26 protein-coding genes are annotated in these 24,702 nt (G+C 61.4%); 9 read left to right on the forward strand and 17 right to left on the reverse strand.

The genetic code is table 11. From position 1 onward, the window contains the following. A complete protein-coding gene (locus tag ACR9WD_RS12040; RefSeq protein ID WP_073705847.1) occupies nucleotides 1-1,224 on the reverse strand; it encodes a thiolase family protein in 1,224 nt (407 codons plus the stop codon). 336 nt (nucleotides 1,225-1,560) lie between these two features. On the opposite strand from ACR9WD_RS12040, the gene ACR9WD_RS12045 reads away from it, so the two are divergent. Then, on the forward strand, nucleotides 1,561-2,988 hold the full coding sequence (locus tag ACR9WD_RS12045; RefSeq protein ID WP_174787669.1) for an MFS transporter: 1,428 nt from the start codon (nucleotides 1,561-1,563) through the stop codon (nucleotides 2,986-2,988). Nucleotides 2,989-3,063: 75 nt separating this feature from the next. Here ACR9WD_RS12045 and ACR9WD_RS12050 read toward each other — a convergent pair whose 3' ends face one another. Continuing rightward, nucleotides 3,064-4,503 carry an amino acid permease gene (locus tag ACR9WD_RS12050; RefSeq protein WP_149597169.1) on the reverse strand — a complete coding sequence of 480 codons (1,440 nt, stop codon included), beginning with the start codon at nucleotides 4,501-4,503 and terminating at the stop codon, nucleotides 3,064-3,066. Between the two features lie 184 nt (nucleotides 4,504-4,687). Here ACR9WD_RS12050 and ACR9WD_RS12055 point away from each other — a divergent pair, with 184 nt between their 5' ends. From ACR9WD_RS12055 to ACR9WD_RS12065, 3 genes are all read left to right on the forward strand, one after another. Continuing rightward, a complete protein-coding gene (locus ACR9WD_RS12055) occupies nucleotides 4,688-5,650 on the forward strand; it encodes a 1,4-dihydroxy-2-naphthoyl-CoA synthase (protein ID WP_174787668.1) in 963 nt (320 codons plus the stop codon). A 27-nt stretch (nucleotides 5,651-5,677) separates the two neighbouring features. Beyond that, nucleotides 5,678-6,805, forward strand: a complete 1,128-nt coding sequence (locus tag ACR9WD_RS12060) for an AMP-binding protein (RefSeq protein WP_434922133.1) — start codon at nucleotides 5,678-5,680, stop codon at nucleotides 6,803-6,805. 75 nt (nucleotides 6,806-6,880) lie between these two features. After that, complete coding sequence (locus ACR9WD_RS12065) at nucleotides 6,881-7,765, forward strand: 1,4-dihydroxy-2-naphthoate polyprenyltransferase (protein WP_121867166.1); 885 nt, start codon at nucleotides 6,881-6,883, stop codon at nucleotides 7,763-7,765. 133 nt (nucleotides 7,766-7,898) lie between these two features. On the opposite strand, the gene ACR9WD_RS12070 is transcribed toward ACR9WD_RS12065, so the two are convergent. After that, nucleotides 7,899-8,189: a DUF4229 domain-containing protein gene (locus tag ACR9WD_RS12070; protein WP_038992302.1), complete on the reverse strand. Its 291-nt coding sequence runs from the start codon at nucleotides 8,187-8,189 to the stop codon at nucleotides 7,899-7,901. Nucleotides 8,190-8,242: 53 nt separating this feature from the next. On the opposite strand from ACR9WD_RS12070, the gene ACR9WD_RS12075 reads away from it, so the two are divergent. Further along, on the forward strand, nucleotides 8,243-8,686 hold the full coding sequence (locus ACR9WD_RS12075; RefSeq protein ID WP_121867167.1) for a PLD nuclease N-terminal domain-containing protein: 444 nt from the start codon (nucleotides 8,243-8,245) through the stop codon (nucleotides 8,684-8,686). Between the two features lie 267 nt (nucleotides 8,687-8,953). On the opposite strand, the gene ccsB is transcribed toward ACR9WD_RS12075, so the two are convergent. From ccsB to ACR9WD_RS12100, 5 genes are read right to left on the reverse strand one after another with little or no spacing between them, the layout of a single operon-like run. Further along, nucleotides 8,954-10,021 carry a c-type cytochrome biogenesis protein CcsB gene (gene ccsB, locus ACR9WD_RS12080; protein WP_038992305.1) on the reverse strand — a complete coding sequence of 356 codons (1,068 nt, stop codon included), beginning with the start codon at nucleotides 10,019-10,021 and terminating at the stop codon, nucleotides 8,954-8,956. After that, nucleotides 10,014-11,642 (reverse strand): cytochrome c biogenesis protein ResB, encoded by a 1,629-nt coding sequence (gene resB, locus ACR9WD_RS12085; protein WP_038992306.1) that lies wholly within the window; start codon nucleotides 11,640-11,642, stop codon nucleotides 10,014-10,016. The genes ccsB and resB overlap by 8 nt, the downstream gene beginning before the upstream one ends. Further along, nucleotides 11,642-12,397, reverse strand: coding sequence for a cytochrome c biogenesis CcdA family protein (locus ACR9WD_RS12090; protein WP_073705841.1), 756 nt, complete (start codon nucleotides 12,395-12,397; stop codon nucleotides 11,642-11,644). The genes resB and ACR9WD_RS12090 overlap by 1 nt, the downstream gene beginning before the upstream one ends. Nucleotides 12,398-12,405: 8 nt before the next feature. After that, on the reverse strand, nucleotides 12,406-13,029 hold the full coding sequence (locus ACR9WD_RS12095) for a TlpA family protein disulfide reductase (RefSeq protein ID WP_038992308.1): 624 nt from the start codon (nucleotides 13,027-13,029) through the stop codon (nucleotides 12,406-12,408). A gap of 5 nt (nucleotides 13,030-13,034) precedes the next feature. After that, on the reverse strand, nucleotides 13,035-13,697 hold the full coding sequence (locus tag ACR9WD_RS12100; RefSeq protein ID WP_434922134.1) for a histidine phosphatase family protein: 663 nt from the start codon (nucleotides 13,695-13,697) through the stop codon (nucleotides 13,035-13,037). 174 nt (nucleotides 13,698-13,871) lie between these two features. Here ACR9WD_RS12100 and ACR9WD_RS12105 point away from each other — a divergent pair, with 174 nt between their 5' ends. Then, on the forward strand, nucleotides 13,872-14,648 hold the full coding sequence (locus ACR9WD_RS12105; RefSeq protein ID WP_434922135.1) for a hypothetical protein: 777 nt from the start codon (nucleotides 13,872-13,874) through the stop codon (nucleotides 14,646-14,648). 105 nt (nucleotides 14,649-14,753) lie between these two features. On the opposite strand, the gene ACR9WD_RS12110 is transcribed toward ACR9WD_RS12105, so the two are convergent. Both ACR9WD_RS12110 and ACR9WD_RS12115 read right to left on the reverse strand, forming a co-directional pair. Continuing rightward, a complete protein-coding gene (locus tag ACR9WD_RS12110) occupies nucleotides 14,754-15,428 on the reverse strand; it encodes a redox-sensing transcriptional repressor Rex (RefSeq protein ID WP_223308761.1) in 675 nt (224 codons plus the stop codon). Between the two features lie 27 nt (nucleotides 15,429-15,455). After that, complete coding sequence (locus tag ACR9WD_RS12115) at nucleotides 15,456-15,701, reverse strand: glutaredoxin family protein (RefSeq protein ID WP_307723203.1); 246 nt, start codon at nucleotides 15,699-15,701, stop codon at nucleotides 15,456-15,458. A gap of 62 nt (nucleotides 15,702-15,763) precedes the next feature. Here ACR9WD_RS12115 and ACR9WD_RS12120 point away from each other — a divergent pair, with 62 nt between their 5' ends. Continuing rightward, nucleotides 15,764-16,570: an HAD family hydrolase gene (locus ACR9WD_RS12120; RefSeq protein WP_434922136.1), complete on the forward strand. Its 807-nt coding sequence runs from the start codon at nucleotides 15,764-15,766 to the stop codon at nucleotides 16,568-16,570. A gap of 102 nt (nucleotides 16,571-16,672) precedes the next feature. Here the strand turns inward: ACR9WD_RS12120 and ACR9WD_RS12125 are convergent, their stop codons facing one another. The 5 genes from ACR9WD_RS12125 to ACR9WD_RS12145 form a co-directional block, all read right to left on the reverse strand. Then, the gene (locus tag ACR9WD_RS12125) at nucleotides 16,673-16,771 is read right to left on the reverse strand and encodes a 30S ribosomal protein bS22 (protein WP_005504750.1); all 99 of its coding nucleotides are present in this window, start codon (nucleotides 16,769-16,771) and stop codon (nucleotides 16,673-16,675) included. Nucleotides 16,772-16,910: 139 nt separating this feature from the next. Next, a complete protein-coding gene (locus tag ACR9WD_RS12130) occupies nucleotides 16,911-17,135 on the reverse strand; it encodes a helix-turn-helix domain-containing protein (RefSeq protein WP_013349804.1) in 225 nt (74 codons plus the stop codon). A 256-nt stretch (nucleotides 17,136-17,391) separates the two neighbouring features. After that, a complete protein-coding gene (gene gdhA, locus ACR9WD_RS12135; protein ID WP_038992317.1) occupies nucleotides 17,392-18,735 on the reverse strand; it encodes an NADP-specific glutamate dehydrogenase in 1,344 nt (447 codons plus the stop codon). A 190-nt stretch (nucleotides 18,736-18,925) separates the two neighbouring features. Then, nucleotides 18,926-19,369, reverse strand: coding sequence for an ArsR/SmtB family transcription factor (locus ACR9WD_RS12140; RefSeq protein ID WP_083515560.1), 444 nt, complete (start codon nucleotides 19,367-19,369; stop codon nucleotides 18,926-18,928). A 95-nt stretch (nucleotides 19,370-19,464) separates the two neighbouring features. Further along, nucleotides 19,465-20,634: an acetoin utilization protein AcuC gene (locus ACR9WD_RS12145; RefSeq protein WP_190265208.1), complete on the reverse strand. Its 1,170-nt coding sequence runs from the start codon at nucleotides 20,632-20,634 to the stop codon at nucleotides 19,465-19,467. A 205-nt stretch (nucleotides 20,635-20,839) separates the two neighbouring features. Between ACR9WD_RS12145 and ACR9WD_RS12150 the strand changes: the two genes are divergently transcribed. Continuing rightward, nucleotides 20,840-22,273: a TrkH family potassium uptake protein gene (locus ACR9WD_RS12150; RefSeq protein ID WP_434922137.1), complete on the forward strand. Its 1,434-nt coding sequence runs from the start codon at nucleotides 20,840-20,842 to the stop codon at nucleotides 22,271-22,273. A 7-nt stretch (nucleotides 22,274-22,280) separates the two neighbouring features. Beyond that, nucleotides 22,281-22,937, forward strand: a complete 657-nt coding sequence (locus ACR9WD_RS12155) for a potassium channel family protein (RefSeq protein WP_038992348.1) — start codon at nucleotides 22,281-22,283, stop codon at nucleotides 22,935-22,937. A 74-nt stretch (nucleotides 22,938-23,011) separates the two neighbouring features. Here ACR9WD_RS12155 and proC read toward each other — a convergent pair whose 3' ends face one another. Beyond that, complete coding sequence (proC, locus tag ACR9WD_RS12160; protein WP_149597173.1) at nucleotides 23,012-23,854, reverse strand: pyrroline-5-carboxylate reductase; 843 nt, start codon at nucleotides 23,852-23,854, stop codon at nucleotides 23,012-23,014. 4 nt (nucleotides 23,855-23,858) lie between these two features. Beyond that, nucleotides 23,859-24,683: a sugar phosphate isomerase/epimerase family protein gene (locus ACR9WD_RS12165; RefSeq protein ID WP_038991673.1), complete on the reverse strand. Its 825-nt coding sequence runs from the start codon at nucleotides 24,681-24,683 to the stop codon at nucleotides 23,859-23,861. Nucleotides 24,684-24,702: the final 19 nt, after the last annotated feature.

The following is a 24,702-nucleotide window of genomic DNA, read 5'->3' on the forward strand; positions in this document are numbered from 1 at the left end:
CTAGACGCCTTCCAGCAGGATGGCGGTGCCCTGGCCGACGCCGACGCACATGGTGGCCACGCCCAGCTTGCGCTGCTCGGAAGCCAGTTCGCGTTCCATGCGGCCCAGCAGGGTGATGACAATGCGCGAACCGCTGGAACCCAGCGGGTGGCCCAGCGAAATGGCGCCGCCGTCGCGGTTGACGATTGAGGCGTCTACGCCCAGCTCGCGCATGCTGGCCAGGGACTGGCTGGCGAAGGCTTCGTTGATTTCCATGGCGCCGATCTGCTCGATGCCCACGCCGGCGCGTTCGAGGACCTTGCGCGTCGCCGGAACCGGTCCCATGCCCATGATCTCCGGTTCCAGGCCCGCGGCCTGCCCGTCGACGATACGTGCCCGCGGGGTCAGGCCGTACTTCTTGATGGCGCGTTCGGAAACCACGAGGATCGCCGAAGCTCCGTCGTTCAGCGTCGAGGCGTTGCCGGCGGTGACCACGCTGCCGCCCTTGACTACTGGGCGCAGTCCGGACAGCACATCCATGGTGGTGCCAGGCCGAGGCCCTTCATCCGTATCCACGATGGTGTCGCCCTTGCGGCCCTTGACGGTCACCGGAACGATTTCATCGCGGAAGCGCCCAGCTTCGATGGCGGCGATGGCCTTGGCGTGGGATTCGACGGCGAACTGGTCGCAGTCCTCGCGCGAGATGTTGTAGACCCGGGCGACTTCCTCGGCGGTTTCCGGCATGGAGAACGTGGCTTTGCCATCGCGGGCGTACTCCCCGGAAAGGAATTGCGGGTTGGTGAAGCGCCAGCCGATGGAGGTGTCGAAGGTTGCCCCCGGCTTGGCGAAGGCCTTGGCCGGCTTTTCCATGACCCAGGGAGCCCGCGACATGGATTCGGTGCCGCCGGCGACGACGATGTCGGCGGCACCGGCCTTGATCATATGGCTGGCCATGGTGATGGCGCTCATGCCGGAGGCGCAGAGGCGGTTGACCGTGATGCCAGGAACGGTGATGGGAAGTCCTGCCAGCAGCGCAGCCATGCGGGCCACGTTGCGGTTCTCCTCGCCGGCGCCGTTGGCGTTTCCGTAAATGACTTCATCGATGTCTGCCGGGTCGATGCCTGCGTCGTCGATGACGCGGCGGATCGTCAGCGCAGCCAGGTCGTCGGGGCGCACAGCGCTGAGCGTCCCTCCGTAGCGGCCTACCGGCGTGCGTGCTCCACCTACGAGAAATGCCTCGGTCATTTGTGCTCCTTATGCCGAAATGGTTAGTGACCCTCAACACCTAAACTTACCGACCATTCGTTCAATAATAAAGTCGCGGATCGCCGCTTTTTCACAATTGAACATTTTCAGGCCTGCTATTCCACGTGGCCAGCCCACAGGCCAACTACCGTTTTATCCGCGAACCCTCGGAACCAAATCCATGTCAGTGCTTGATTTTGCAGAATGATTCGAATAGCCTCTGGTATTTAACCGACTCCGGGAAACCCTCGGATCGTGGACCGCGGCCAAGGCGATGAATTTCTATCTGGCCCTTGGGCGATCGGTCGACGGAAAGCTGAAAACAACGGAGCAGCAATGCAACCGGAACATAGCCAGCCAAACGACAACTCGAATTCTCATAATTTCACACCCGACCTGGACCACGACATCGGCCCGGACATGAACACGCAGGAAGGCCGGCAAGAAGTTCGCAAGGCCACTGCCGCCTCGGCCATGGGCAACATGACCGAATGGTTCGACTACGGTGTCTACGCCGTAGCCGTCACCTACATCACCGCCCACTTCTTCCCCACCGAGGGCGGCACCTTCATGGCCCTGGCCACCTTCGCCCTCTCCTTCCTGGTCCGCCCGATTGGCGGCCTGGTCTGGGGCCCGCTGGGCGACAAGCTGGGCCGCAAGAAGATCCTGGCCCTGACGATCATCATGATGTCGCTGGCCACCTTCCTCATCGGTGTCCTGCCCACCTATGAAGCCATTGGCGTCGCAGCCCCGATCCTGCTGGTGCTGCTGCGCATGGTCCAGGGCTTTTCCACCGGTGGCGAATACGGCGGCGCGGCAACCTTCATGGCCGAATACGCGCCGGACCGCAAGCGCGGCTTCTTCGGCTCCTTCCTGGAATTCGGCACCCTGGGCGGCTTCGCCCTCGGTACCGCGGTAATGCTGGCCCTTCAGCTGATGCTCGGCGAAGAAGCCATGATGGCCTATGGCTGGCGCATCCCGTTCTTCCTCGCCTTGCCCATGGGCCTGATCGGCCTGTACCTGCGTAGCAAGCTGGAAGACACCCCGGTCTTCCAGGAGATGGAAGAGGCCGGCGAAGCCCAGCAAGGCGGTTCGCTCAAGGAACTGGTCATGCAGTACTGGCGACCGATGCTGACCATGACCGGACTGGTCATCGCGCTGAACGTCGTCAACTACACGCTGCTCAGCTACATGCCGACCTACCTGGAAACCCAGCTGGGGCTGAGCTCCAGCGCATCGCTGGCCACCATCCTGATCGGCGAAGTCGCCATGATGGCGGTCATCCCGTTCGCCGGCTCGCTCTCCGACAAGGTGGGACGCCGTCCGATGTGGTACGCCTCGGTGATCGGCCTGTTCGTGCTGGCGCTGCCGATGTTCTGGCTCATGGGCCAGTCCTTCGCCTGGGCCATTGTCGGCTTCGCTGTGCTGGGACTGTTGTACATCCCGCAGCTGGCGACCATTACCGCGACCTTCCCGGCGATGTTCCCCTCGCAGGTGCGCTTCGCGGGCTTCGCGATCACCTACAACGTCGCCACCGCCATCTTCGGCGGTACCGCCGCGATGGTCAACGAAGCGGCAATCGATTCCACCGGCTTCCTGCTCTTCCCTGCGATCTACATGATGGCAGCTTGCGTCATCGGCGCGATCGCCATCAAGTTCATGCCGGAGACCGCCGGAGCCTCGCTGCGCGGGACAGAAATCCCCGATGCCCTGGACACCGGCATCTTGGCCACAGTGCAACAGGACGAAACCCGGACGTCCTGAGCCAGCACAGCACCAAGGGGGCGCATCTGCAGTGCAGATGCGCCCCCTTGGTGCTTGGTGCCGAAAGCCCGGCGGCTAGAAGTCGATGCTCGACCGGGCGTGCCTGCGGGCGAACCGCCAGCCGACCCACAGCAGCACCGCGAACAGCGGAATCGTCGCGATCGTGTACAGCCCTACCGGGAATACCTCGCCGTTCTCCCCGGTCAGCGTATCGAAAGAAATCAAGACGGTGATCACCAGCAGGGAAATCAATCCGATCCAGCCGGTCATGGGCGAACCCGGCATGAGCAGCGAGGACACAGCGCCCTTTTTCTTGCGCAGCATCAGCTGGCATCCGAAAATCGAGGCCCAGGTGAACAGCACACCAATGGATGCGGTGTTCAAGGCAAGGTCGAAGGCGAAGGAATCGCCAAGCCAGATGTTCAGGATGACGCCGGCAAGATAGACCACGCCCACGGTGATGATGCCGGCTGAAGGCACAAAGTGCTTGTTCATCCTGGAAAGCCACTGCGGGGCATGCCCATTGCCGCTCATGGTGCGCAGGATGCGGCCGATGGAGTACAAGCCCGAATTGCAGGAGGACAGCGCGGCGGTAATCACCACCAGGTTCATGACGCTGCCCACCCAGCCCAGGCCCATCTTCTCGAAGACCGTGACAAACGGGCTGACCCCGGATTCATACTCGTTCCAGGGCAGCACCATGGCCAGCAGGGACACGCTGCCGACATAGAAGACCAGGATGCGGACGACCACGGCGCGGATTGCCGAAGGAACTTCCTTTTCCGGGTGCTCCATCTCGCCGGCGGCAATGCCCACCAGTTCAATGGCGTTGTAGGCGAAGATCACCGAATTCAGGACCAGGATGCTGACGAAGAAGCCGCGCGGGAACATGCCGCCCTCGCCGTTCTCATCGCCGATGAACAGGTTGGCCACCGATGCGGTGTGCTCTCCGACCTGGGCGTTAGTCACCACCATGTAGGTGCCCACGGCCAGGAACAGCAGGATCGCGGCAACTTTGATGCAGGCCGCCCAGAACTCGAACTCCGCGAACGCCTTGGCGCTGAACAGGTTGATGGCCACCAGCAGCAGCAGCGCGCAGAATGCGGACACGGTCACCGGGACATTCGGGAAGAAGTACTGGAAGTACAGCCCGATGGCGATCAATTCGGCGATGCCGGTCATGATCCAGTTCAGCACGTACATCCATCCGGAGACGAAGGCGCCCTTCGGGCCGAAGAGCTCAGCGGCGTAGGAGACGAAGGAGCCTGAGGTCTGGCGGTACATGATCAATTCACCCAGGGCCCGCATCAGCAGGTAGGCCAGCGCACCGGCCACCAGATAGGACAGCACCAGTGCCGGCCCGGTCGAGGCCAGCCGCCCGCCGGACCCCATGAACAGCCCCACGCCGATGGCTCCGCCGATCGCGATCATCTGGACGTGGCGGCGGCTCAGGGATTTCTTGTAGCCCTCGGCGCTGATTTCCGGGGCTGCCGGTTGATGCTGGGCAGATGGCATAGATGAACTCCTGACCTACGGAAGCGTTGAATGGATCCGTGCAAAATCGTGAAATGAATCCGGTGACTCACTGGGTGGTCCAAGGCTTCGAGGCGGGGATTCCGTGCGCAACCGCCAGTCGGGCCGTGAAGAGTCTACTCCCCCTTTCTTAGAGTTCGGGACGAAACCGACTAGCATTCATAGGGTGAGTAGCCTGAATAATTCCGCATTGCCCGAGAAGGTCTCCGATGTCTTCGATCCAACGCGCTGGCGCGTGGTCGAGGGATTCGACTTCACCGACATCACCTACCATCGCCAGGTTGAGCGAACCGCTGATGGCAGCATCGTGCGCGACCTTCCCACCGTGCGCATCGCCTTCGACCGCCCCGAGGTGCGCAACGCCTTTCGCCCGCACACCGTGGACGAGCTGTACCGCGCCATGGACCATGCCCGCATGACCAGCGATGTGGCCACCGTGCTGCTGACCGGCAACGGACCATCGGAGAAGGACGGCGGGCACGCTTTCTGCTCCGGCGGCGACCAGCGCATCCGCGGCCGCGACGGCTACCGCTATGCCGAGGGCGAGACCCGCGAGTCCATCGACCCGGCACGTGCCGGACGCCTGCACATCCTGGAGGTCCAGCGCCTGATGCGCACCATGCCAAAGGTTGTGGTGTGCGTTGTCAATGGCTGGGCTGCCGGCGGCGGGCACTCGCTGCACGTGGTCTCGGATTTGACCATCGCCTCGAAGCAGAACGGCAAGTTCAAGCAGACCGACGCCACCGTCGGCTCCTTCGATGCCGGGTACGGTTCGGCGCTGCTCGCCCGCCAGGTCGGGCAGAAGACAGCCCGCGAAATCTTCTTCCTCGCCCGCGAGTACTCGGCCGATGACATGGTCCGCATGGGTGCGGTCAACGAGTCGGTGGATCACGAACGCCTCGAAGAGGTGGCGTTGGAGTATGCAGCCGATATCGCGCGCCAGTCCCCGCAGGCCATCCGCATGCTGAAGTTCGCTTTCAACCTGGCCGACGATGGCCTGGCCGGACAGCAGGTCTTCGCAGGCGAGGCCACCCGCATGGCCTACATGACCGACGAAGCAGTGGAGGGGCGCGACGCGTTCCTGGGCAAGCGCGACCCGGATTGGTCCAACTACCCCTACTACTTCTAATCCAGCGCGGAGGAACGAGGACCGGATATGGACGCACAACTCGCTGAACTGCTCGCGGCCCTGGCCAAGGCGGCCAATGACGAGGGCCCGGCCGTTGAGGTGCTGCTCGATGAGCGCAGCCCCAACGGCTGGCGCATCGAGTACCTGGCCCCAACGGACCTGCCGGGTTTCGAGCAGCCCATGGCGGTAGTGCGGACCTCCGGTTCCACCGGCCGGGCCAAGCGCACGGTGCTCAGCGTTTCGGCGTTGGCATCCAGCGCGCAGGCCACGGCCGAGTTCCTCGGCTTCGAAAGCCAATGGCTGTTGGCCTTGCCGGTGCACTACGTGGCGGGGCTGAGCGTGCTGACCCGTTCCCTGTTCGCCGGCACCAAGCCAGTGGCCATGGACACCAGGGGGAGCTTCTCGGCCACGGCTTTCACCGAAGCGGCCAATCAAATGGTCGAGTCCCGCCGGATCACCTCGTTGGTGCCGACCCAGCTGGCCCGGCTGCTGGATAACCCGGCTCCGGAAACCCTGCAGGCGCTGAAGCGTTTCGATGCCATCCTCCTGGGCGGGGCACGAGCCAGCCGGGATCTGCTGACCCGCGCCCGGCATCACGGGCTGAAGATTTTCCAGACCTACGGCTCCTCGGAAACCTCCGGCGGCCTGGTCTACAACGGCACCGCGCTTCCCGGCGTGCAGCTGGCCGAGCATGAGGGACGCATCTGGGTTTCCGGACCGATGCTGGCCGACGGATACGCCAACGCCCCCGAAGCCACGGCCGAGCACTTCGTTGAACGAGATGGTGCGCGCTGGTATGTCACCGATGATCTGGGCACGGTTGACGGACAGCGCTTGAAGATCATCGGACGCGTCGATGACGTGATTAATTCCGGTGGCATTAAGCTTTCGGCATCGAAGATCGAAGGGCTGCTGGAGGAATTCTTTACGCAGGCAATCGTGGTTCCGTTGCCCGATGCGCAATGGGGCCAAAGCGTGGGCCTGGCCTATTCGGGCCCGACCAGCACCGCCGATGCCTTTGACGCGGTGCGCCGGACCCTGGGCAAGGAGGCTGTGCCAAAGCACGTGCGCCACTACCCCCACGGCTTGCCGCAGTTGCCCAACGGCAAGTTCAACCGGCGGCTGCTCATCGAGGAACTGGGCATTCGCGACTAGCCTCAATTCGCCTTGCACGGCTAATCGCGGGAAACTAGAGGGTACGAGTTTTCACTTGCCCTGAAAGGACAGGAAGTGGCCACACTTTCCCAATGGGTTTCCGGAGCGCGCTTGCGCACCTTGCCCATCGTCATTGCCCCGGTCGTCATCGGCACCGCGGCCGCGCTCGGTGAAACCGGAACCATTCACTGGATCCGTTTCATCTTGGCTCTGCTCGTGGGCCTGCTGCTCCAAGTGGGAGTGAACTACTCCAACGACTACTCGGATGGCATCCGCGGCACCGATGACGAACGCGTCGGCCCGCTGCGCCTGACCGGTTCCAAGCTCACGGAGCCGAAGAACGTGCGCAATGCCGCCTTCGGGTGCTTCGGGTTGGCCGCCGCCTTCGGCCTGATCCTGGTTATCCTTTCCTCAGCCTGGCCGCTGCTGCTGGTCGGCGTTGCCGCGATCTTTGCCGCCTGGGGCTACACCGGCGGCAAGAACCCCTATGGCTACCGAGGTCTGGGCGATATCTACGTCTTCATCTTCTTCGGCCTGGTTGCCACCCTGGGCACCACTTTCACCCAGATCAACCAGCTGACCATGGCTTCACTGTGGGGTGCCATCGGCACCGGGCTGATTGGCTGCGCCCTGCTGATGGCCAATAACGTGCGCGACATTCCTACCGACAAAGAGGTGGGGAAGATTACCTTGGCGGTACGCCTTGGCGAACACAACGCCCGCCTGAGCTATGTGCTGATGCTGGCGGCAGCCATCCTGCTGCCATTGCTGGCCACCGGCGACTTCCCGTGGATGTGGCTAATCCTGATCACCTTCATTCCTGCGGCGGCGCCATCGCTGCTGATGCTTCGCGAGCAGCGGCTTCCCAAACTGGTGTTGGTGCTCAAGCAGACCGGCATTGTGAATATGGTCTACGCGGTGCTCTTCGCCCTGGCGATCGCCATCGAGGTTCTAGCCTAGGCTCCAGCAGTGACTGCATAAGACGATGGGCTGGCCAAATCATGCGATCCGGCCAGCCCATCTCGTTAATTGCCGTGCCGGCCAGGGTGGTTGGCTGGGCCATGCAGTTCTCGATTGACCTGCGTAGCGGGAACTACTCGGCGTGAGGCGTCTGCTTGCGCTGCGATTCGTCGAATTCATCCTCGACAGCTTCGTCGTCCAGCTGCTTCTTGGTCTTGTTGGCCGAGGTCTTGTTGAAGGCATTGCGGATATCTTCGTTCGCCCGTAGACGAAGTTTGTTGAAGAAAAGGTAGGCCACCGCGAAGGCCACGATGAGGCCAATAATTCCGGAAACGAAGATTGGCCACCTCAGACCCCACCAGAGGCCCAGGAAAACGGCGAGGAATACGCCTAGGCGGATAACGGTATATTTCACGAACTGCATAGTCTCAAGTCTACCGATGAACCTGTGAACAGGATTATCACTAGAATGGAAGCATGGTCCGCATTTTAATTTTCGCCGCAGTGGTTTCGGTTGCTTTGACGATCTACACCCTGATCGAATGCGCTCGTGCAGAACGCAGCCGCATACGTTCATTGCCTAAGCCTGCGTGGTTCGCGGTCATCATCCTGCTACCGCTCGTCGGAGCCGGTTTGTGGTTCCTCCTGGGGCGCCCTGCAGCATCTCATGATGCCCCGGCGCAGAAGTCCATGGCTCCGGACGATGACGAGGATTTCCTGCGCCAGCTGGAGATCTGGCGCCGCCAGCAGCAGCGTGAAGCCGACCTGAAGGCGCGTGAGCAAGACCTCACCAAACGCGAGGAAGCGCAGAAGGCCGACGACGCGAAACCAGCCAAGCCGGAGGCCAAGGAGCCAAAGCCCAGCGCGGAGCACGAGAACAACCCAGAAGGCTCAGACAGCGCTTCGCCTGACTCCGAATAGCCCTCTCGACCTGCCGGGGTTCCCGGCAACCAGCCCAGCACGCCTAGCCAGCGCAGCTGGGCTTTATTTGTGCCCTGGAGCCCCGGGGCAACCGTGTGGCAGGACACTAGCCCCGGACCGCTTCTCCGGGCTCCGGACGGGCTCAATGGGCCACTTGCAGGCTACTTGCGCCTCAGCTGGACACGGCGCCCTGCACTGCGCGGTTAAAACGCTGCGAGCGGCCTCCCCTGAAAGGGAAACCGCTCGCAGTGCCGATTTCTTTTGGGTCTAGACTCCGGCGTAGGAGTGCAGGCCGTCGAAGAAGATGTTCACGATGGTGAAGTTGAAGACCACGCACAGGAAGCCGATGATGGACAACCAGGCCGAGCGTGGACCCGTCCAACCGCCGGTGGCGCGTGCGTGAAGGTAGCCTGCATAGACCACCCAGATCACGAAGGACCAGACTTCCTTCGGATCCCAACCCCAGTAACGGCCCCAGGCGGCTTCAGCCCAGATCGCTCCGGCGATCACGGTGAAGGTCCACATCACGAAGGCGATGGTGTTGATGCGGTAGGCGAAGTTCTCCAGTGCGCCGGCGCCCGGCACCACGCGCATGAAGGGCAACTTGTCCTTCTGGCCAGCGGCCAGGCGGTTCATGCGGGCATGCTGGATCAGCTGCAGCACGTTCATGGCGAAGCTGATGGCGAACAGCGCCGAAGCCAGCACCGCGATGGAAACGTGGATGACGATCCATGGCGACTGCAAAGCGGGAACGAGGTGGCCCACCGGTGTGGGGAAGCCGATGGTGGCACCGCACAGCATCAAGGTCACCAGGCCGGAAATGAAGGATCCCATGAAGCGCAGGTCCTTGAAGATCAGCACCAGCAGGTACACCAGGGCCACCAGGAAAGCACCGGTCGACAGGAACTCGTACATGTTGCCCCACGGCACGCGGTGCGCTGCCATTGCCCGGGAAACGACTGCGCCGCCGTGCAGGACCGCTGCCAGCCACATCAGCACCACGGCAATGCGCGCCATCGGACGCTTGGATGACAGCTGGGTGTATTCCATCTTGTCGGTCACGATGTGCTCGCCGACGTTATCGGCACGCGCGGCGGCACCCCTGCTGGCACGGGCCTTGGTGCCCACCGCGGCACTGCCGGCGCTGACCAGCAGTTCCTCGTCGCGCTTGAGCGCCTGGGAATCCATTTCGCTGATGGACTTGTTGGTTTTTGCCAGGTCCAAAGCGAAAATGATGAAGACGACCCCATAGACCATGGCGGCCAGCAGCATGAACAGCTGGCTGTATTCACCCAGCGTTTCATTAATAGGCGCTAATGCCCCTGCGTTATCCATTTACGGCTCCTTGGTTCTGCTCCTGGCTTGCCAATGGCCAAGCCTTGTCAAAGATCTTTTGTAGTTCTGCGGCTTCGCGTTCCAGACGCGGATCTTCGCCACGTGCCAGCAATGCGTATTCGATACTACGCTTGCCGTCCTCATTCTTCAGCTTCACCCAAACGCGGCGACGCGGGGTGAACAGCGAGATCGACAAGCCGATCAACGCCAGAGCCGAAGAGATGCCGATCGGCAGCTTGCCCGGGTCGTGGTTCACGTCCAGTGCGACATAGCGCTTGAGGTCGTCAAAGGTGATCGAGCCCTTGCCGTCGGGCAGCTCGTAGGTCTGTCCGGCTTCGAGGATGATGCCGCCGGCATCCAGATCACGGCTGTTCAGCGGCTCCATCTTGTCGGTGTCCAGCACGAACACGTTCTGCGGGTTGCCGTCGTCCAGTCCGAGATCGCCGAAGTACGAGTTCAGGTGCAGCTGCGGGTTAATGGCGTTGGGGTCGCCGGAAATGCCGAAGCCGTTCTCGTCCACCAGCGCGGTGGGAAGCAGGAAGCCCTGGAAGCCCAGCTGCGAAGGTTCTGCGTCCGGCACCTTCAGCACGAACATCGAGGTGTAGACCGAGTCCTGCGGGATGGAGACCGCCGGGCCGGAGTAGGCGACGTTGCCGTTGCCGTCCTTGACGGTAATCACCGGCGCGTAGCCGTTGCCGACCAGGTAGACGTCGGCGCCCTTGATGCGCAGCGGGTGGTTGACCTTCAGTTCCTGCTTCACAGGCTCGGCATCGGCCGATTCGCGCACCTGCACGTGGGCGGTGAAGTCCAGCGGCTGGCCGAAGTGGGATTCGGATTCGCGGTCGAAGACAATATCGAACTTGTCCAGGGTCACTGCGTAGCCAGGGAGGTTATCGGCATTGAAGTTCGTGCCAGGGGTGAAGGAATCATAGGCGACCAGCGAGTTCACGAAGGTTTCCCCCTCGACCACCACACGCTGCCCGGTGTAGCCCAGGGAGCCGCCGATCGCCGCGGAAGCAAGGACGCCCACCAGCGAGATGTGGAAGAGCAGGTTGCCGATTTCGCGGGTGTACCCGCGCTCAGCGGCAACCGAGGCACCGGTGGCATCCTCGCGGCGCTCGACGCGGTAGCCGCGCTTCTTCAGGATCCTGAACGCATCATCGATGACCTGCTGGTCATCGGGCGTATCGGCTTCGCCTTCAAGAATTTCATGCGTGCTGTACTGGGGCAGGCGGTCCAGGCGCGCCGGGGTCCGCGGTGGCGGGGTGCGCAAGGCCTTGGCGTGCTTCTTCACACGCGGGAGGATGCAGCCGATCAGCGAGATGAACAGCAGGATGTAGATCGCGGAGAACCACACCGAGGAGTACACGTCGAACATCTGGAAGCGGTCCAGCCAGGGGCCAGCGGTGGTGTGCTGCTCCAGATACTGGGCGACAGATTCGGGGTTGGCATCGCGCTGCGGGAAAATCGAGCCCGGCACCGCAGCGACAGCGAGCAGCAGCAGCAGGAACAGTGCTGTCGGCATCGATGTCAGCTGGGTCCAGATCCAGCGCATGGAGCCCACGAATCCCAGGGCAGGCACGTCGCCGGTTCCCTTGGACTTCCGTTGTTTTTTCGCCATTAAATTGGCAACCTCACTTCATTGGCAAACCAGTTTTGCAGTTCTGCTACCCATGTTCCCCAGAGCCCTGTCACCATGACCAGGCCCAAGGCGATGAGCAGTCCCCCGCCCAAACGCATGATCAGTACTTGGTGCTTGCGGAAGAACGCCAGCGCCTGCATGCCGCGCTGCAGACCCATTGCGATCAGGATGAAGGGCAGGCCCAACCCGAGGCAATAGAACACGGTCAGCAGGGTTCCGCGGCCCACGTTCGCGTCCACTCCGGTGGACATGATCAATACCGCGCTCAACGTCGGTCCGATGCACGGCGCCCATCCCAACCCGAAGGTCAAGCCCAGCACCGGGGCGCCCCACAAGCCGGCAGGCGGTTTCTTATGGATCTTGCGGTCCCGCTGCATCCAGGAGAATCCGCCCATGAAGACGATGCCCATGAAGACCACGACCAACCCCAACGCCTGGGTGACCCAGGAGCCGTTGAACCTCAGCCATGCGGACGCCTGGCTGAAGAGCACGCCGGCGGCAATGAAGACCACAGAGAATCCCAGGACAAAGAGCAGCACGCCGGAGACGACCCGGCCGCGGCGGTGGTCCTTCAAATCTGCGCCAGTCAATCCGGTGACGTAGCCGAGATAGCCCGGCACCAGCGGAAGGACGCAAGGCGAGAGGAAGGAGACCAATCCGGCCAGCAGGGCCACTGGTGCGGCCAGGAGCAACGACCCGTCCAGGACGATGTCGGCAAAGGGATTAGAGGTCACTGCTCAGCTCACAACTCTTCGGTCAGAGCGGTGCTGATCAACGATTTGAGAGTACCCGGCTCCACCGCACCGATCACGCGGGCACGGACACGTCCCTTGCGGTCCAGCACCAGCGTGGATGGAACAGCCTGCAGCGGCACGTACTTGGTCATCGCCAGCTGGATCGCCCCGTCAGTGTCCTGCACGGACTCGTAGGGAATGTCGAAGGTGCGTTCAAAGGCCTTCGCGGCTTCGGCTTCGTCGCGTACGTTGATGCCGATGAATTCGACCTTCTCGCCGAACTCTTCGGCAATTTCCTTCAGATCCGGCGCTTCGATGCGGCACGGTGCACAGGCGGCATACCAGAAGTTCATGACGACCGGCTTGCCCTGCCACTGCGTGAAGTCGATGTCCGTGCCATGGTACGTGGTGGCCTTGATGGCCACCGGTTCGCTGCGCTTGGAGACTTCGTATTCTTCCACTGCACCGTCGCCGGCAATGTAGTTCTTGCCGTCGCCGCTGTTCGCTTGCGCGGTCAGCGCATCTTCCTTGCCGCTGCAGGCAGCCAGCGGCACCACGGCGGCGGCAACCATCAGCGATCGCAGCATGGTACGGCGGCTCAACGGACGAGGATTAGGCACGGGATCAGTCATTTGCTTTAGGCTCCAGGGATATTCGCCGCGCCGGCAAGCAGCTCGGGGCACGGTTCGGTGTAACGCACGGAGACCAATTCGTCTCCCTCAAAATCAAAGCTGGTGATGGATGCAAGGGTGCACTCGCGCTGGCGCGGATCATGCCACAGACGCTTCTTCTCGGCGGCTCGGCGCGTCACCCAGATCGGCAGCTGATGGCTGACGATGATGACCTCGGAGCCTTCGCCGTGTTCGGCGACCGCTGCCTTGCGATGCTCGTCCATGGCCAGGCGCATGCGGGCTACCTGCTCGACGTAGGCTTCACCCCATGAAGGCTTCAGCGGGTTGACCAGCAGTGGCCAATACTTCGGCTGGCGCAGGTGCTCTGCGACCTTGGACAGGCCCTCGAGCTTGTTGCCCGCTTCAATCACCCGTTCGTCGGTGTGGATCTGCAGGTCCAAGGCCTTGGAGGTCGGCGCGGCAGTCTGCTGGGCACGCAAGAGCGGAGAGGCTACCAACCGGACCACGTTGCCGCCTTCGGCCTGGCGCTTGGCAAAATATTCGCCTGCCCCATCGGCCATCTGGAATCCCAGTTCCGAGAGCCCGAAGCCGGGGATCCTGCCGTAGAGCATACGGTCAGGGTTGAAAGCTTCCCCATGGCGCAACAAATGGACAGTCGATAATGGCATGATTCCAGTGTCTCAAATATTCGGTGCAAATTAGCCATATTGTGGCCACCGTCAACTATTCACAGGACACGCATTGGAATCCCATATGGAAAAACCATCCTTTCGGAGGGGTTGCTCACAATGACCTGCCACTACGCTTGGTAAATAAGATAGTTCGACCCAGAAGGATGCATGATGAGCGACTACGATCCTAACCAGCCGGGCCAGCCCTATAACCCGAACCCTTCGGGCCAGGGGTCATCGCAGAACCCTTACGGTGAAAACCCCTACGGCCAGCAGCCCTCGCCCTATGGCCAGAACCCGTACGGCCAGAATCCGAATCCCTACGGGCAGCCGCAGGCTCCGGGCTACGACCAGTATGGCCAGGAGGGCGGCTACGCTGGCGTGCAGCCGCCGACCGAGCGTCCGCGGACCTTGGCCATCGCTTTTGGCTTGATCTTGCTCGCCGGCATTTTCAGTGCCCTGGCCAGCTGGCTGATGGCCAACTCCAACATGATGGCGAACATGATTGGCCAGCAGTGGTCCTTGGTCCAAGAAGAGTTCGAGAAGCAGATGCAGAGCACTCCTGGCATGGAGCAGGATCCGCTGGTCGAGCAGATGATGGCCAGCCCTGAAGCGTTCATGTCCCAGGTCAATTCCATGATGTCGAGCTTCGTGATTGTCGGCATGGTCATCACCTTGGGCCTGTACTTCCTGGTGGGCTTCTTCGTTGGCCGCGGCGTGGGCGCCATGCGCATTATCGCCACGATCCTCGGTGCAATTTCGCTGCTGAACCTCGTGACGACCGTTCCAATGATCAGCATGTTCGCCGACACCCAGGCCGGAATCATCAATGCCGTCTACGTTGTGGGCATCTTGCTGGGCGTTGCCGGCGTGGTCTTCTCCTGGCTGCGCCCGTCCTCGCAATACATTGCGCAGCGCCGCCAGGCCCGCCTCGCGGGCTTCCGCTAAACCCCTGGCCTTGCAGCTTCGCTAGGCCCCGCAAGAACAGTCAAGGCGTAGCCGCGTCATCCCATCGGAGGATGATGCGGCTACGCCTTTCTGCTTGCCGGAGTTTCAGCCTTGGACGGCGAGGTAGGCAAGGATCTGCAATTCGGTGGACAGGTCGACGCGCCGCAGATTCATTCCCGCTGGTACGCGCAGCGGCTTCGGCGCGAAGGAGAGCACCGAGCGGACCGACAGCTCGGCCAGTTCGTAGACCAGATCCTGCGCGGCTTCTCCGGGGACGGCCAGGACGGCAATGTTGATTTCCTCGCGTTCCACGACAGCAGCCAAGTCCGCGATGGCTTCCACATGCAGTTCGCCAACTGCGCTGCCCACCAGTGCAGGATCGACATCCAGAATCGCCTTGACGTTGAAGCCGCGAGTCTTGAACCCTGCATAGCCGCTGAGCGCCCGGCCGAGGTTGCCTGCGCCGAGAATGGCCACACGCCAGTCCTGGTTCAAGCCAAGTGTGCGGCTGATATGTTCTGCCAGCTCGCGGACCACATAGCCCACACCGCGGGTTCCGTAGGATCCCAACCAGGAAAGGTCCTTGCGCAAGATGGAGGGGTTAACGCCGGCTTCCTTGGCCAGCACACCGGAACTGGTGCGTTCCAGGCCTTGGGCTTCCAGGGCGTTCAGCGCGCGCAGGTATTGGGTTAGTCGAGCCAGCGTGGCCTCAGGCAGGACCCGGGCTTCAAGCTCTGACATCTTCGTTCTCCCGCACTTTTCGGTGCTCTGGACGAGCACAACGCATATTCATGAATTCCGCCGCGGCTAGCTGCGCAGCAGCCGTTCGAGACGCTGTGCGTCGATGTGCCAGAAGTCGCGGACTGCTCCGTCGATGAGCAGCACCGGCACTTCTTCGTGGTGCTTTGCCAGCAGTTCAGGGTGCTGGTCGATATCGAGTTCGGAAAACTCCATATTCAGCCGTCCAGTCACCTCGGCCACGGTTGCGCGTGCGGCGTGGCACAGGTGGCAGCCTTCTCGAACCAATAGCTGGATCTGATGCAAAGTACTCACCTGCCTATAATCTCACGAGCCGTAACCACGCTTAAACTTGGCGATGAAATAAACTGGATCAAATGCCTTCCATCGATCCACACCCCAGCCCGAATTCCGCCCTGGCGCCGGAAACGGTCGCCGCTTTTTTCGATGTCGACAACACGCTTGTGCGCGGCGCCTCGCTGTATCTGCTGGCCCGCAAGCTGCATGAGCGCCGTTTCTTCCAGTTCCGCGAAATCCTCTGGTTCGCGCTCAAGCAGCTGCGCTTCGCCGCCCGAGGCGAGCACCTCGGGGACATCCACCAGATCCGCGACCGTGCATTGATGATGGTTCGCGGGATTCCGGTGTCAGAGATCGAGAAGATCGGCAACGAGATCTATGACGAATACATCGAACCCAAGCTGTGGACCGGGACGGTAGCCATTGCCCGCCAGCATCGGACGGTGGGGCGTGAGGTCTGGCTGGTCACTGCCACTCCCCTGGAAGTGGCGAATGTCATCTCAGATCGCCTGGAACTTACCGGCGCACTGGGCACCGTAGTGGCCAGCGAAGACGGTTTCTACACCGGAGCGCTGGCCAGTCCGATCCTGCATGCTGCGGAAAAGGCCCAGGCCGTGCGCTCCCTGGCGAAGGCTCGCGGAATCTCGTTATCGAAGTCCTGGGCGTACTCGGATTCCTACAATGATGTTCCCCTGCTTGAAGCCGTGGGCAATCCGGTGTGCATCAATCCCGATGCACGGCTGCGCGCCTACGCCAAGCGCCGCGGCTGGCAGGTCTATGACTTCCGCACCGGCCAGCGGGCCGCCAAACTGGGCCTGAAGGCCGCTGGCGTCCTTGGCGCGCTCTGGGCTGCCCGGCGTTCATTCGTGCGCCGTTCCGGCTCTTAGGCGGGCGTTGAGCGGTTTTGGATAAAGCAATCGCCACCGTTCAGCAGTATCACTGTGAAGCGGTGGCGATGATTGCCAAGCGGCAAACGCTCAGAAGCAGATTTACTTCTTGTTGCGACGCTGGTGGCGGGTCTTGCGAAGCAATTTGCGGTGCTTCTTCTTCGACATACGCTTGCGGCGCTTCTTGATAACAGAGCCCATAGTGGTTCCTCACAAACTAAATAAATGCGTCAACCCCAAACGCCTGCTTGCGCGCGAGCACAAGGACAAGGTTGACCGGACGTTAAACGTTCCTTAACAGATTACCCGCTTTTCGGCCATGCTCTGACCATCGCGCGGACTATCGACCGTAGGAACCGGTACCGTGCTGCGGATCAATGGCCGCGGCATTCAGATATGATTCCACGGCGTTTTCCGGAACACGATAGGAGCGACCGAACTGAACAGCTGGCAGATCACCGGCGTGGATCAGCCGATAAACGGTCATTTTGGAAACACGCATCATGTCGGCGACTTCGGCCACAGTCATGAATCGGGCTCCGGCAAAATTCTGTTTATCCGTCATGCGGGATATTCTCCTGACGCTGATCTCTAATTCGTCGCGTTATTTTAGCGAAGATGAACTTACACGACTTTGGATCAACATCGGCGGTTCAGGTTCACGTTCGCTTTGTACTAGTCTAATCGCACTTTTGTAACTTTTGCATCACGAAACACACCGGTGACCATCTGAATCGCATATTTCGATGCCAGAATGAGACAATCCGCGTGGATTCACCGGGGTTCCGATGAATCCACGCGGATTGCAACAAACTGAATTACTAGATGACGCCTTGCGCTAGCATGGCGTCAGCAACCTTCACGAAGCCAGCGATGTTGGCACCGGCGACGTAGTTGCCTGGCATGCCGTACTCGTCTGCAGTGGCAGCACAGCTGTCGTGGATGCCGACCATGATCTCGGTCAGGCGGCGCTCGGTGTGCTCGAAGGTCCATGCATCGCGGCTGGCGTTCTGCTGCATCTCCAGGGCCGAGGTGGCGACACCGCCAGCGTTGGCGGCCTTGCCTGGGCCGAAGAGCACTCCGGCATCCTGGAAGATCGACGTTGCCTCAGCGGTGGTAGGCATGTTGGCGCCTTCGGCGACGGCAATGGTGCCAGCGGCGACCATCTTCTTCGCAGCCTCAGCACCCAACTCGTTCTGGGTTGCGCATGGCAGGGCCACGGTGCCTTCGACGTCCCAGACGCTGCCGCCTGCGACGTACTTGACCTTCTTGCTGCCACGGCGTTCGGCGTACTCGGAGATGCGCCCGCGCTCGACTTCCTTGATCTGGCGCAGCAGATCCAGGTCGATGCCGCCTTCGTCGACGATGAAGCCGGCCGAGTCGGAGGCGGTGACGACCTTGGCTCCCAGTGCCTGCGCCTTCTCGATGGCGTGGATTGCCACGTTGCCCGAACCGGAAACGACCACACGCTGGCCGTCGAAGGTCTGGCCGCGGGTCTTGAGCATTTCTTCGGTGAAGATCACTGCGCCGTAGCCGGTGGCTTCCGGGCGAACCAGGGAACCGCCCCAGCTCAAGCCCTTGCCGGTCAGCACGCCGGACTCGTAGCGGTTGGTGATGCGCTTGTACTGGCCGAAGAGGTAGCCGATTTCGCGGCCACCCACGCCGATGTCGCCTGCTGGCACGTCGGTGTATTCGCCAATGTGGCGGTAGAGCTCGGTCATGAAGGACTGGCAGAAGCGCATGACTTCGCCATCGGACTTGCCGCGGGGGTCGAAGTCCGAGCCGCCCTTGCCGCCGCCGATTGGCATGCCGGTCAGGGAGTTCTTGAAGATCTGCTCGAAGCCCAGGAACTTGACGATGCCAAGGTAGACCGATGGGTGGAAGCGCAGACCGCCCTTGTATGGGCCTAGTGCCGAGTTGAATTCAACGCGGAAGCCGCGGTTGATCTGCACGCGTCCTTCGTCGTCAACCCATGGCACGCGGAAGATGATCTGGCGTTCAGGTTCGCACAAACGCTGCAGGATTGCGGCTTCAGCGTATTCAGGGTGCTTGACCGATACGGCTTCAAGGCTCTCGAATACTTCTGTGACGGCCTGATGGAATTCTGCTTCGCCGGGATTGCGGCGGAAGACTTCGTCGCGAATCGTCGCTAAGTGCTTGTCCAAGTTCTTCTCCTCATCACTTGGGGCAGGCACAGGCGCACGAGGGGCCTCATAGCCGGCGTCACTGCCCCGCACACGAGAATGCCATGCTGGGCATTCTGAACAAAATTTTCTTGTTATAAAACAGGATTGCGCGCGTAACTTAAAAGATTGACCATTTTGCCCGGTTGCAGCGTCGAAGACTGGACAACGCCTAGCGTCGGCGTCCGAACCGAGGAAGTTTCTCGAAGAATTCCTGCGCACGTCCCGTAACTTGTTCCAAGCCTTGGCCCACGCGGCGGCCGATCTGCTGGGCGGTCGGATTCGATGCCACAGCCAGCTGCCCCTCGGTTCCGGTTTCGGCCGTTGCCGGTTCCTGGTCCACCGCTGGTGCAGGAACCAATTCGGTGCACCAATGCACGAGGTCTTCGAGCGCAGCGGTGTCGATGCTGTAGATGCGCCGCTGCCCGGCAGCGGCCATGCTCACGAGCTCAGCTTCGCGCAATACCTTCAGGTGCTTGGAAACGGTCGGCTGGGAAATCTCCAGTTCCGTGACCAAGGTGCCCACGGCTTTCGGCTCGGACTTGAGCGCTTCTATGATCCTGCGTCGGGTCGGCTCAGCCAACGCCGAAAATACTTCATCAATTGCCACACTCATAACCCTAACGGCATATGAATGAATGGCAATCAATTTCCTTCTCGAAAAAGCTGTGAAGTCCTGTTGCTGCGCCCAGTGGTCGCAACGACCCGAGGCTAGTCAAACCAGGGATCAAGGCCAAAGAGCGGGAAAACTTCTTTGCGGGTAGCAATGATGGTCCGGTCCACCGGATCGGCCGGATCATAGCCAACTTCCCAATTGCGCCACCACAACTGGGCATCGTCGCCCATGAGATAAGGCATGGCACGCCCGTACTTTTCCAGGACATAGCGGCGGAAAGTCTCGGGGACATAGGTGCGCAACGGCACCGGCTTGCCGGCGACAATCGCGGTCAGATGGGTCCAGGTACGCGGCACGACGGCAGTGACGTTATAACCCCCGCCTCCGGTAGCCAGCCAACGGCCTTCGCACAGTTCGTCCGCCAGCTGGGAAATATCCAAGGCGGCCTGGCGTTGGGCATCGACCGACAGCTTCAAATTGGTCATGTCGTCATCACGGTGCGCATCGCATCCATGCTGGGAGACAATGATTTCCGGCTTGAAGGCGCGCACCAGTTGGGGAACGATCGCATGGAAAGCACGCATCCACCCGGAGTCCCCGGTCATGGCCGGAAGAGCGACATTGACTGCGCTGCCCTGGGCATCCTTGCCGCCGATTTCATTGGCGAATCCGGTTCCCGGGAAAAGCGACAATCCCGATTCGTGGATGGAAATTGTCAGCACACGTTCGTCATCCCAGAAGATCGATTCGGTGCCATCCCCATGATGCGCGTCGACATCTATGTAGACTACGCGCTTCGCGCCCTGTTCCAGCAGGCGCTGGATCGCGGCGGCAGCGTCGTTGTAGATGCAAAAACCGCTGGCTTTGCTCTTCGCTGCATGGTGCATGCCGCCGGCGAAATTCACTGCACGGACAACATCTTCATCCATGATGGCTTGGGCCGCCATCACCGAACCTCCCACGATGCGCCCGGCTGCTTCATGCATCCCGGCGAATACCGGGTCGTCTTCAGTGCCCAAGCCGAATTCTTCGGCAACCAGTGCCGGATCGTTGCTGACCCGTCGTACCTGGTCGATATAGGTCTGGTCGTGAACCGTGCCGATAACCGCGTCCTCGGCAACTTCTGGCGCCTGGATCGAGACGTTCTGCGCATCGAAAACATCCAGCTCGTCGCTGAGCCGATAGGTCAGCTCTAGCCGCGAAGGGTGCATCGGATGCCAGTCGCTGAATTTGTACTTCAGATACTGTTCATCCCACATCACCATGGTGGACCGTGGGGCATGCTGCGGATCTAACACGAATTCAGGCTACCCGATAGTGATCCAACTCATGAATTTATGGCAGATTGCGAGGCTTGTCGGGTCTTCAGGCGGGCAACGCAAGCGTTTAGCGGTGGAAACGCGTAAATTACTAGGAGGACTTCAATTCCGCATGGCAAAGTACTGTTCCCGAGGAAACGGCGAGAAATAAATGAGCAGAGCCAGTGCACCGGGCCCCAGTGCCCGGGCAGCTGAAATGCGTGAACGGCGACGCAAGAAATGGCTGGCGGTTCGCATCGCAGTCGCCGACTTCACCGTGCGCTCCCCCGCGCGCTTGACTCTTGGCGCTTTCCTCTTGGCCATCACGCTGTTCACTTCCCTGCTGGCCGCACCGTTTTCCTCGGCCACCGGAGAAGCCACCGCGCTGCATGACGCATTGTTCACGGCGGTGTCGGCGGTGTGCGTCACCGGCCTCACCACCGTCTCCACCGCGGTGCATTGGTCATTTGCCGGCCAGCTGATCATGCTGGTCGCGACGTTCATGGGCGGGTTGGGCATTTTGACCTTGGCCTCCATCATGTCCCTGGCGGTATCGCGCAAGCTGGGCGTGCGAGCCAAGCTGATGGCCCAGAACTCCATGAACAGTTCTGGAGCCTCTGCGCTGGGCGAGGTCAGCTCGCTGCTGCGCATCGTGATCCTCACGGCGATCAGCCTGCAGGCGGTGATCGCGCTGTTCTTGATCCCGCGCTTCTACATTCTGGGCGAAAGCGTGCTGTCCTCCATCTGGCACGGAATTTTCTATGCAGTCTCGGCTTTCAACAATGCAGGCTTCACCCCGCACTCCGATGGTTTGGTTCCCTATGAAACCGACCTGTGGATCCTGGGACCCTTGATGGCCGGCGTTTTCACCGGTTCCTTGGGGTTCCCGGTCATCATGGTGCTCCTGGCGCACAAGTTCAACATCAAGAAGTGGAACCTGCATACTAAGCTGACCATGCTCACCACCACGATCCTGCTCTTTGCCGGATCCTTCCTGTGGCTGGTATTCGAATGGGCCAATCCCAAGACCATTGGGGGTCTGTCCTTGAGCGACAAGATCATTCATGGATTCTTCGCCTCGACGATGACCCGTTCCGGTGGATTCAATCTGGTGGACCAGAACGACATCCACCAGGTGACCGTCCTGCTGACCGACGCATTGATGTTTGCCGGTGGCGGTTCAGCTTCCACCGCTGGCGGCATCAAGGTCACCACCATTGCCGTGATGTTCTTGGCCATTCTGGCAGAGGTCCGCGGCGATACGGACGCGAAGGCCTTCGGCCGGCAGATTCCTCAGGGCACCATGCGCGTGGCCATCTCAGTGGTCGCCATGGGCGCTTCGCTGGTGATGGTCGCTACCGGGGCACTGGTGACCATTGATGAATCAGTGGGCTTCTCGCGTGCCCTGTTCGAGTCGATTTCGGCCTTTGCTACCGTGGGGCTGAGCACCGGCGTATCGCAAGAACTGCCTCCGGCTGGCAAATATGTGCTCAGCGCGTTGATGTTTGCCGGACGCATCGGCAGCATTACACTCGCCAGCGCATTGACCATGCGCCACCGCAACACGTTGTTCAGACTTCCAGAAGAAAGGCCTCTCATTGGCTGACAAGAACATGGACCACAATGCCCCGGTGCTGGTGATCGGTTTGGGCCGCTTCGGTGCCTCTGTTGCCGAGACGCTGGTCAAGCAGGGCCGCGAAGTGCTGGCCATCGAGCGCAGCCCGGAGCTCGTCCAGCAGTGGGCCAGCACCCTGACCCACGTTGTCGCGGCCGACGCAACCAACATCGATGCGCTGCGCCAGCTCGGCGCCCAGGAATTCTCCTCTGCTGTCGTGGGCGTCGGCACTTCCATCGAATCCTCGGTGCTGATCACCGTCAACCTGGTGGATCTGGGCATCGAGCACCTGTGGGTCAAGGCCATCACTCCGTCCCATGGAAAGATTCTTACGCGCATCGGCGCCAACCATGTCATCTATCCGGAAGCCGATGCCGGGGTGCGTGCCGCGCACCTGGTCGGCGGTCGCATGCTCGACTTCATCGAATTCGATGACGGCTTCGCCATCGTGAAAATGTACCCGCCCAAGGAGACCCAGGGCTTCACCTTGGCCCAGTCCCAGGTCCGCTCCAAGTACGGGGTGACCATTGTCGGGGTGAAGTCCCCTGGTGAGGATTTCACTTACGCAATCCCCGATACCATGGTGACGCGTCGAGATGTCCTGATCGTCTCGGGACACGTGGATCTGCTGGAGCGGTTCGCGGCCCGCCCCTAGGGCCAAAGGATTCGAAAACGGCGGTGGCCGGCATCCAGTTGGTTGCCGGCCACCGCCGTTTCACGTGTTGGGGTCTAGCCGAGCTCGTCGCTCAATTGGGCCGCACGAGCCGCTGCCGCTTGGGTTCCGGCAGCAATGATCTTTGGAATGCCGTGCTCATCGAAGGTGGCGATGGCCTGCTCGGTGGTGCCTTTTGGACTGGTCACTGCCTTGCGAAGGGCCGCCGGATCCGCATCAGGGTCCGAGAGCATCTTGCCTGCGCCAGCCACGGTGGCACGGGCCAGCGCGATGGACAGCTTCTCGTCCAAGCCCATGGCCACACCGGCGTTGGCCATGGCTTCAGCGAGGTAGAAGGCATAGGCAGGGCCGGAACCGGAAATTGCGGAGAGCGCGTTTTGCTGATCCTCGCCGATGACGTGCACATCGCCGGAGCCGGAGAGCAGGTCGGTGACCAGCTGGGTTTGCTCTTCGCTGACGCTTTCAGCCGGGCTGATGCCCACAACGCCTGCACCGACCATCAACGGGGTGTTCGGCATGGAGCGAATCACCGGCTGGCCCTGCGGCAGATGTGCCTGCATGCTGTTCAGGGTGATTGCGGCGGCCACGGAAACAACGACCTTCTGCGCGTCCAGGGATCCGGAAATCTCTTCGCACAGGTCGGTGATGCCGACCGGCTTCACTCCCAGGAAAATGATGTCGGCACTGGCCGCGGCCTTGCGGTTGGATTCTGGGTCGTCCTCGCTGACCAGGACGTTGATGCCAAGCTCACGCAGTTCTGCAGCGCGCTTGCCGCTGCGGACGGTGGCGGTGATGAGCTTCGGATCATGGCCTGATCCGATGATGCCACGCAGGATGGCGCCGTTCATGGAGCCAGCACCGAGGAAGGACAGGGACAGATTCTTTGTTGCTTCACTCATATGGCTATTGTGTCATTGGCTTGGGGTCACTGCCGACTGTTAAGTGCTGGCGGGCAAATTCTAGGGTCTTTCCCAGCCATTCTTCCTTTTGTCCCGCATTGCGCGCCTTGCGGGTGGACACCTCGACGGCTATGGTTCCGTCCCAGTTGGCATCGCGCAGGTATTGCAGAGTTTCGGCCACCGGCTGGGTTCCCAGGCCTGGCACCAGGTGCTCGTCCTTGCCGTTGTCCAGGCCATCGCACAGGTGCACGTGCGCCAGTCGCTGGCCCAGATCCTCGACTGCTTGGCGTGAATCCATATTGGCGATGGCGGCATGGGAGAAATCCCAGGTCACATTCTGGTAGTGCTGCGGGACGGGGTTCCAGTGCGGAAGATACATCTTAGCTTCTCGGCCCCGGGCACGCCACGGATACATGTTCTCCACGGCGATTTTCATCCCAGTGGTGTCGGTCAGCCGCTGCACGCCTTCGGCGAATTCCTCGGCGTAGGAACCTTGCCACCTGAATGGCGGGTGGGCGACAACCACGCTGGCGCCGACGGCTTGAGCCAGGATGACCGAGCGTTCAATCTTTGCCCAGGCAGAGCCCCACACCTGCTGGGTGAGCAGCAGTGTCGGAGCATGAATGGCCAGGATCGGCAGCTGGTACTTGTCCATCAAGGCTTTGAGCGCGGTGGCAGATTGGCTGGCCGCATTGCCGGTAATCAGCACTTCCAGCCCGTCGTATCCCACGTCTTTGGCCATAGCGAAGGCATCATGGACGGTCAGCGGATAAACTGACGCGCTGGAGAGGGTGACTGGCACCTTCATAGTGCTCTTCTGGTCTTCCATGCCTTGCCTCCTGTTACCG

This window comes from Glutamicibacter sp. PAEs-4 (assembly GCF_051161755.1).
Taxonomy (GTDB): Bacteria; Actinomycetota; Actinomycetes; order Actinomycetales; family Micrococcaceae; genus Glutamicibacter; species Glutamicibacter nicotianae.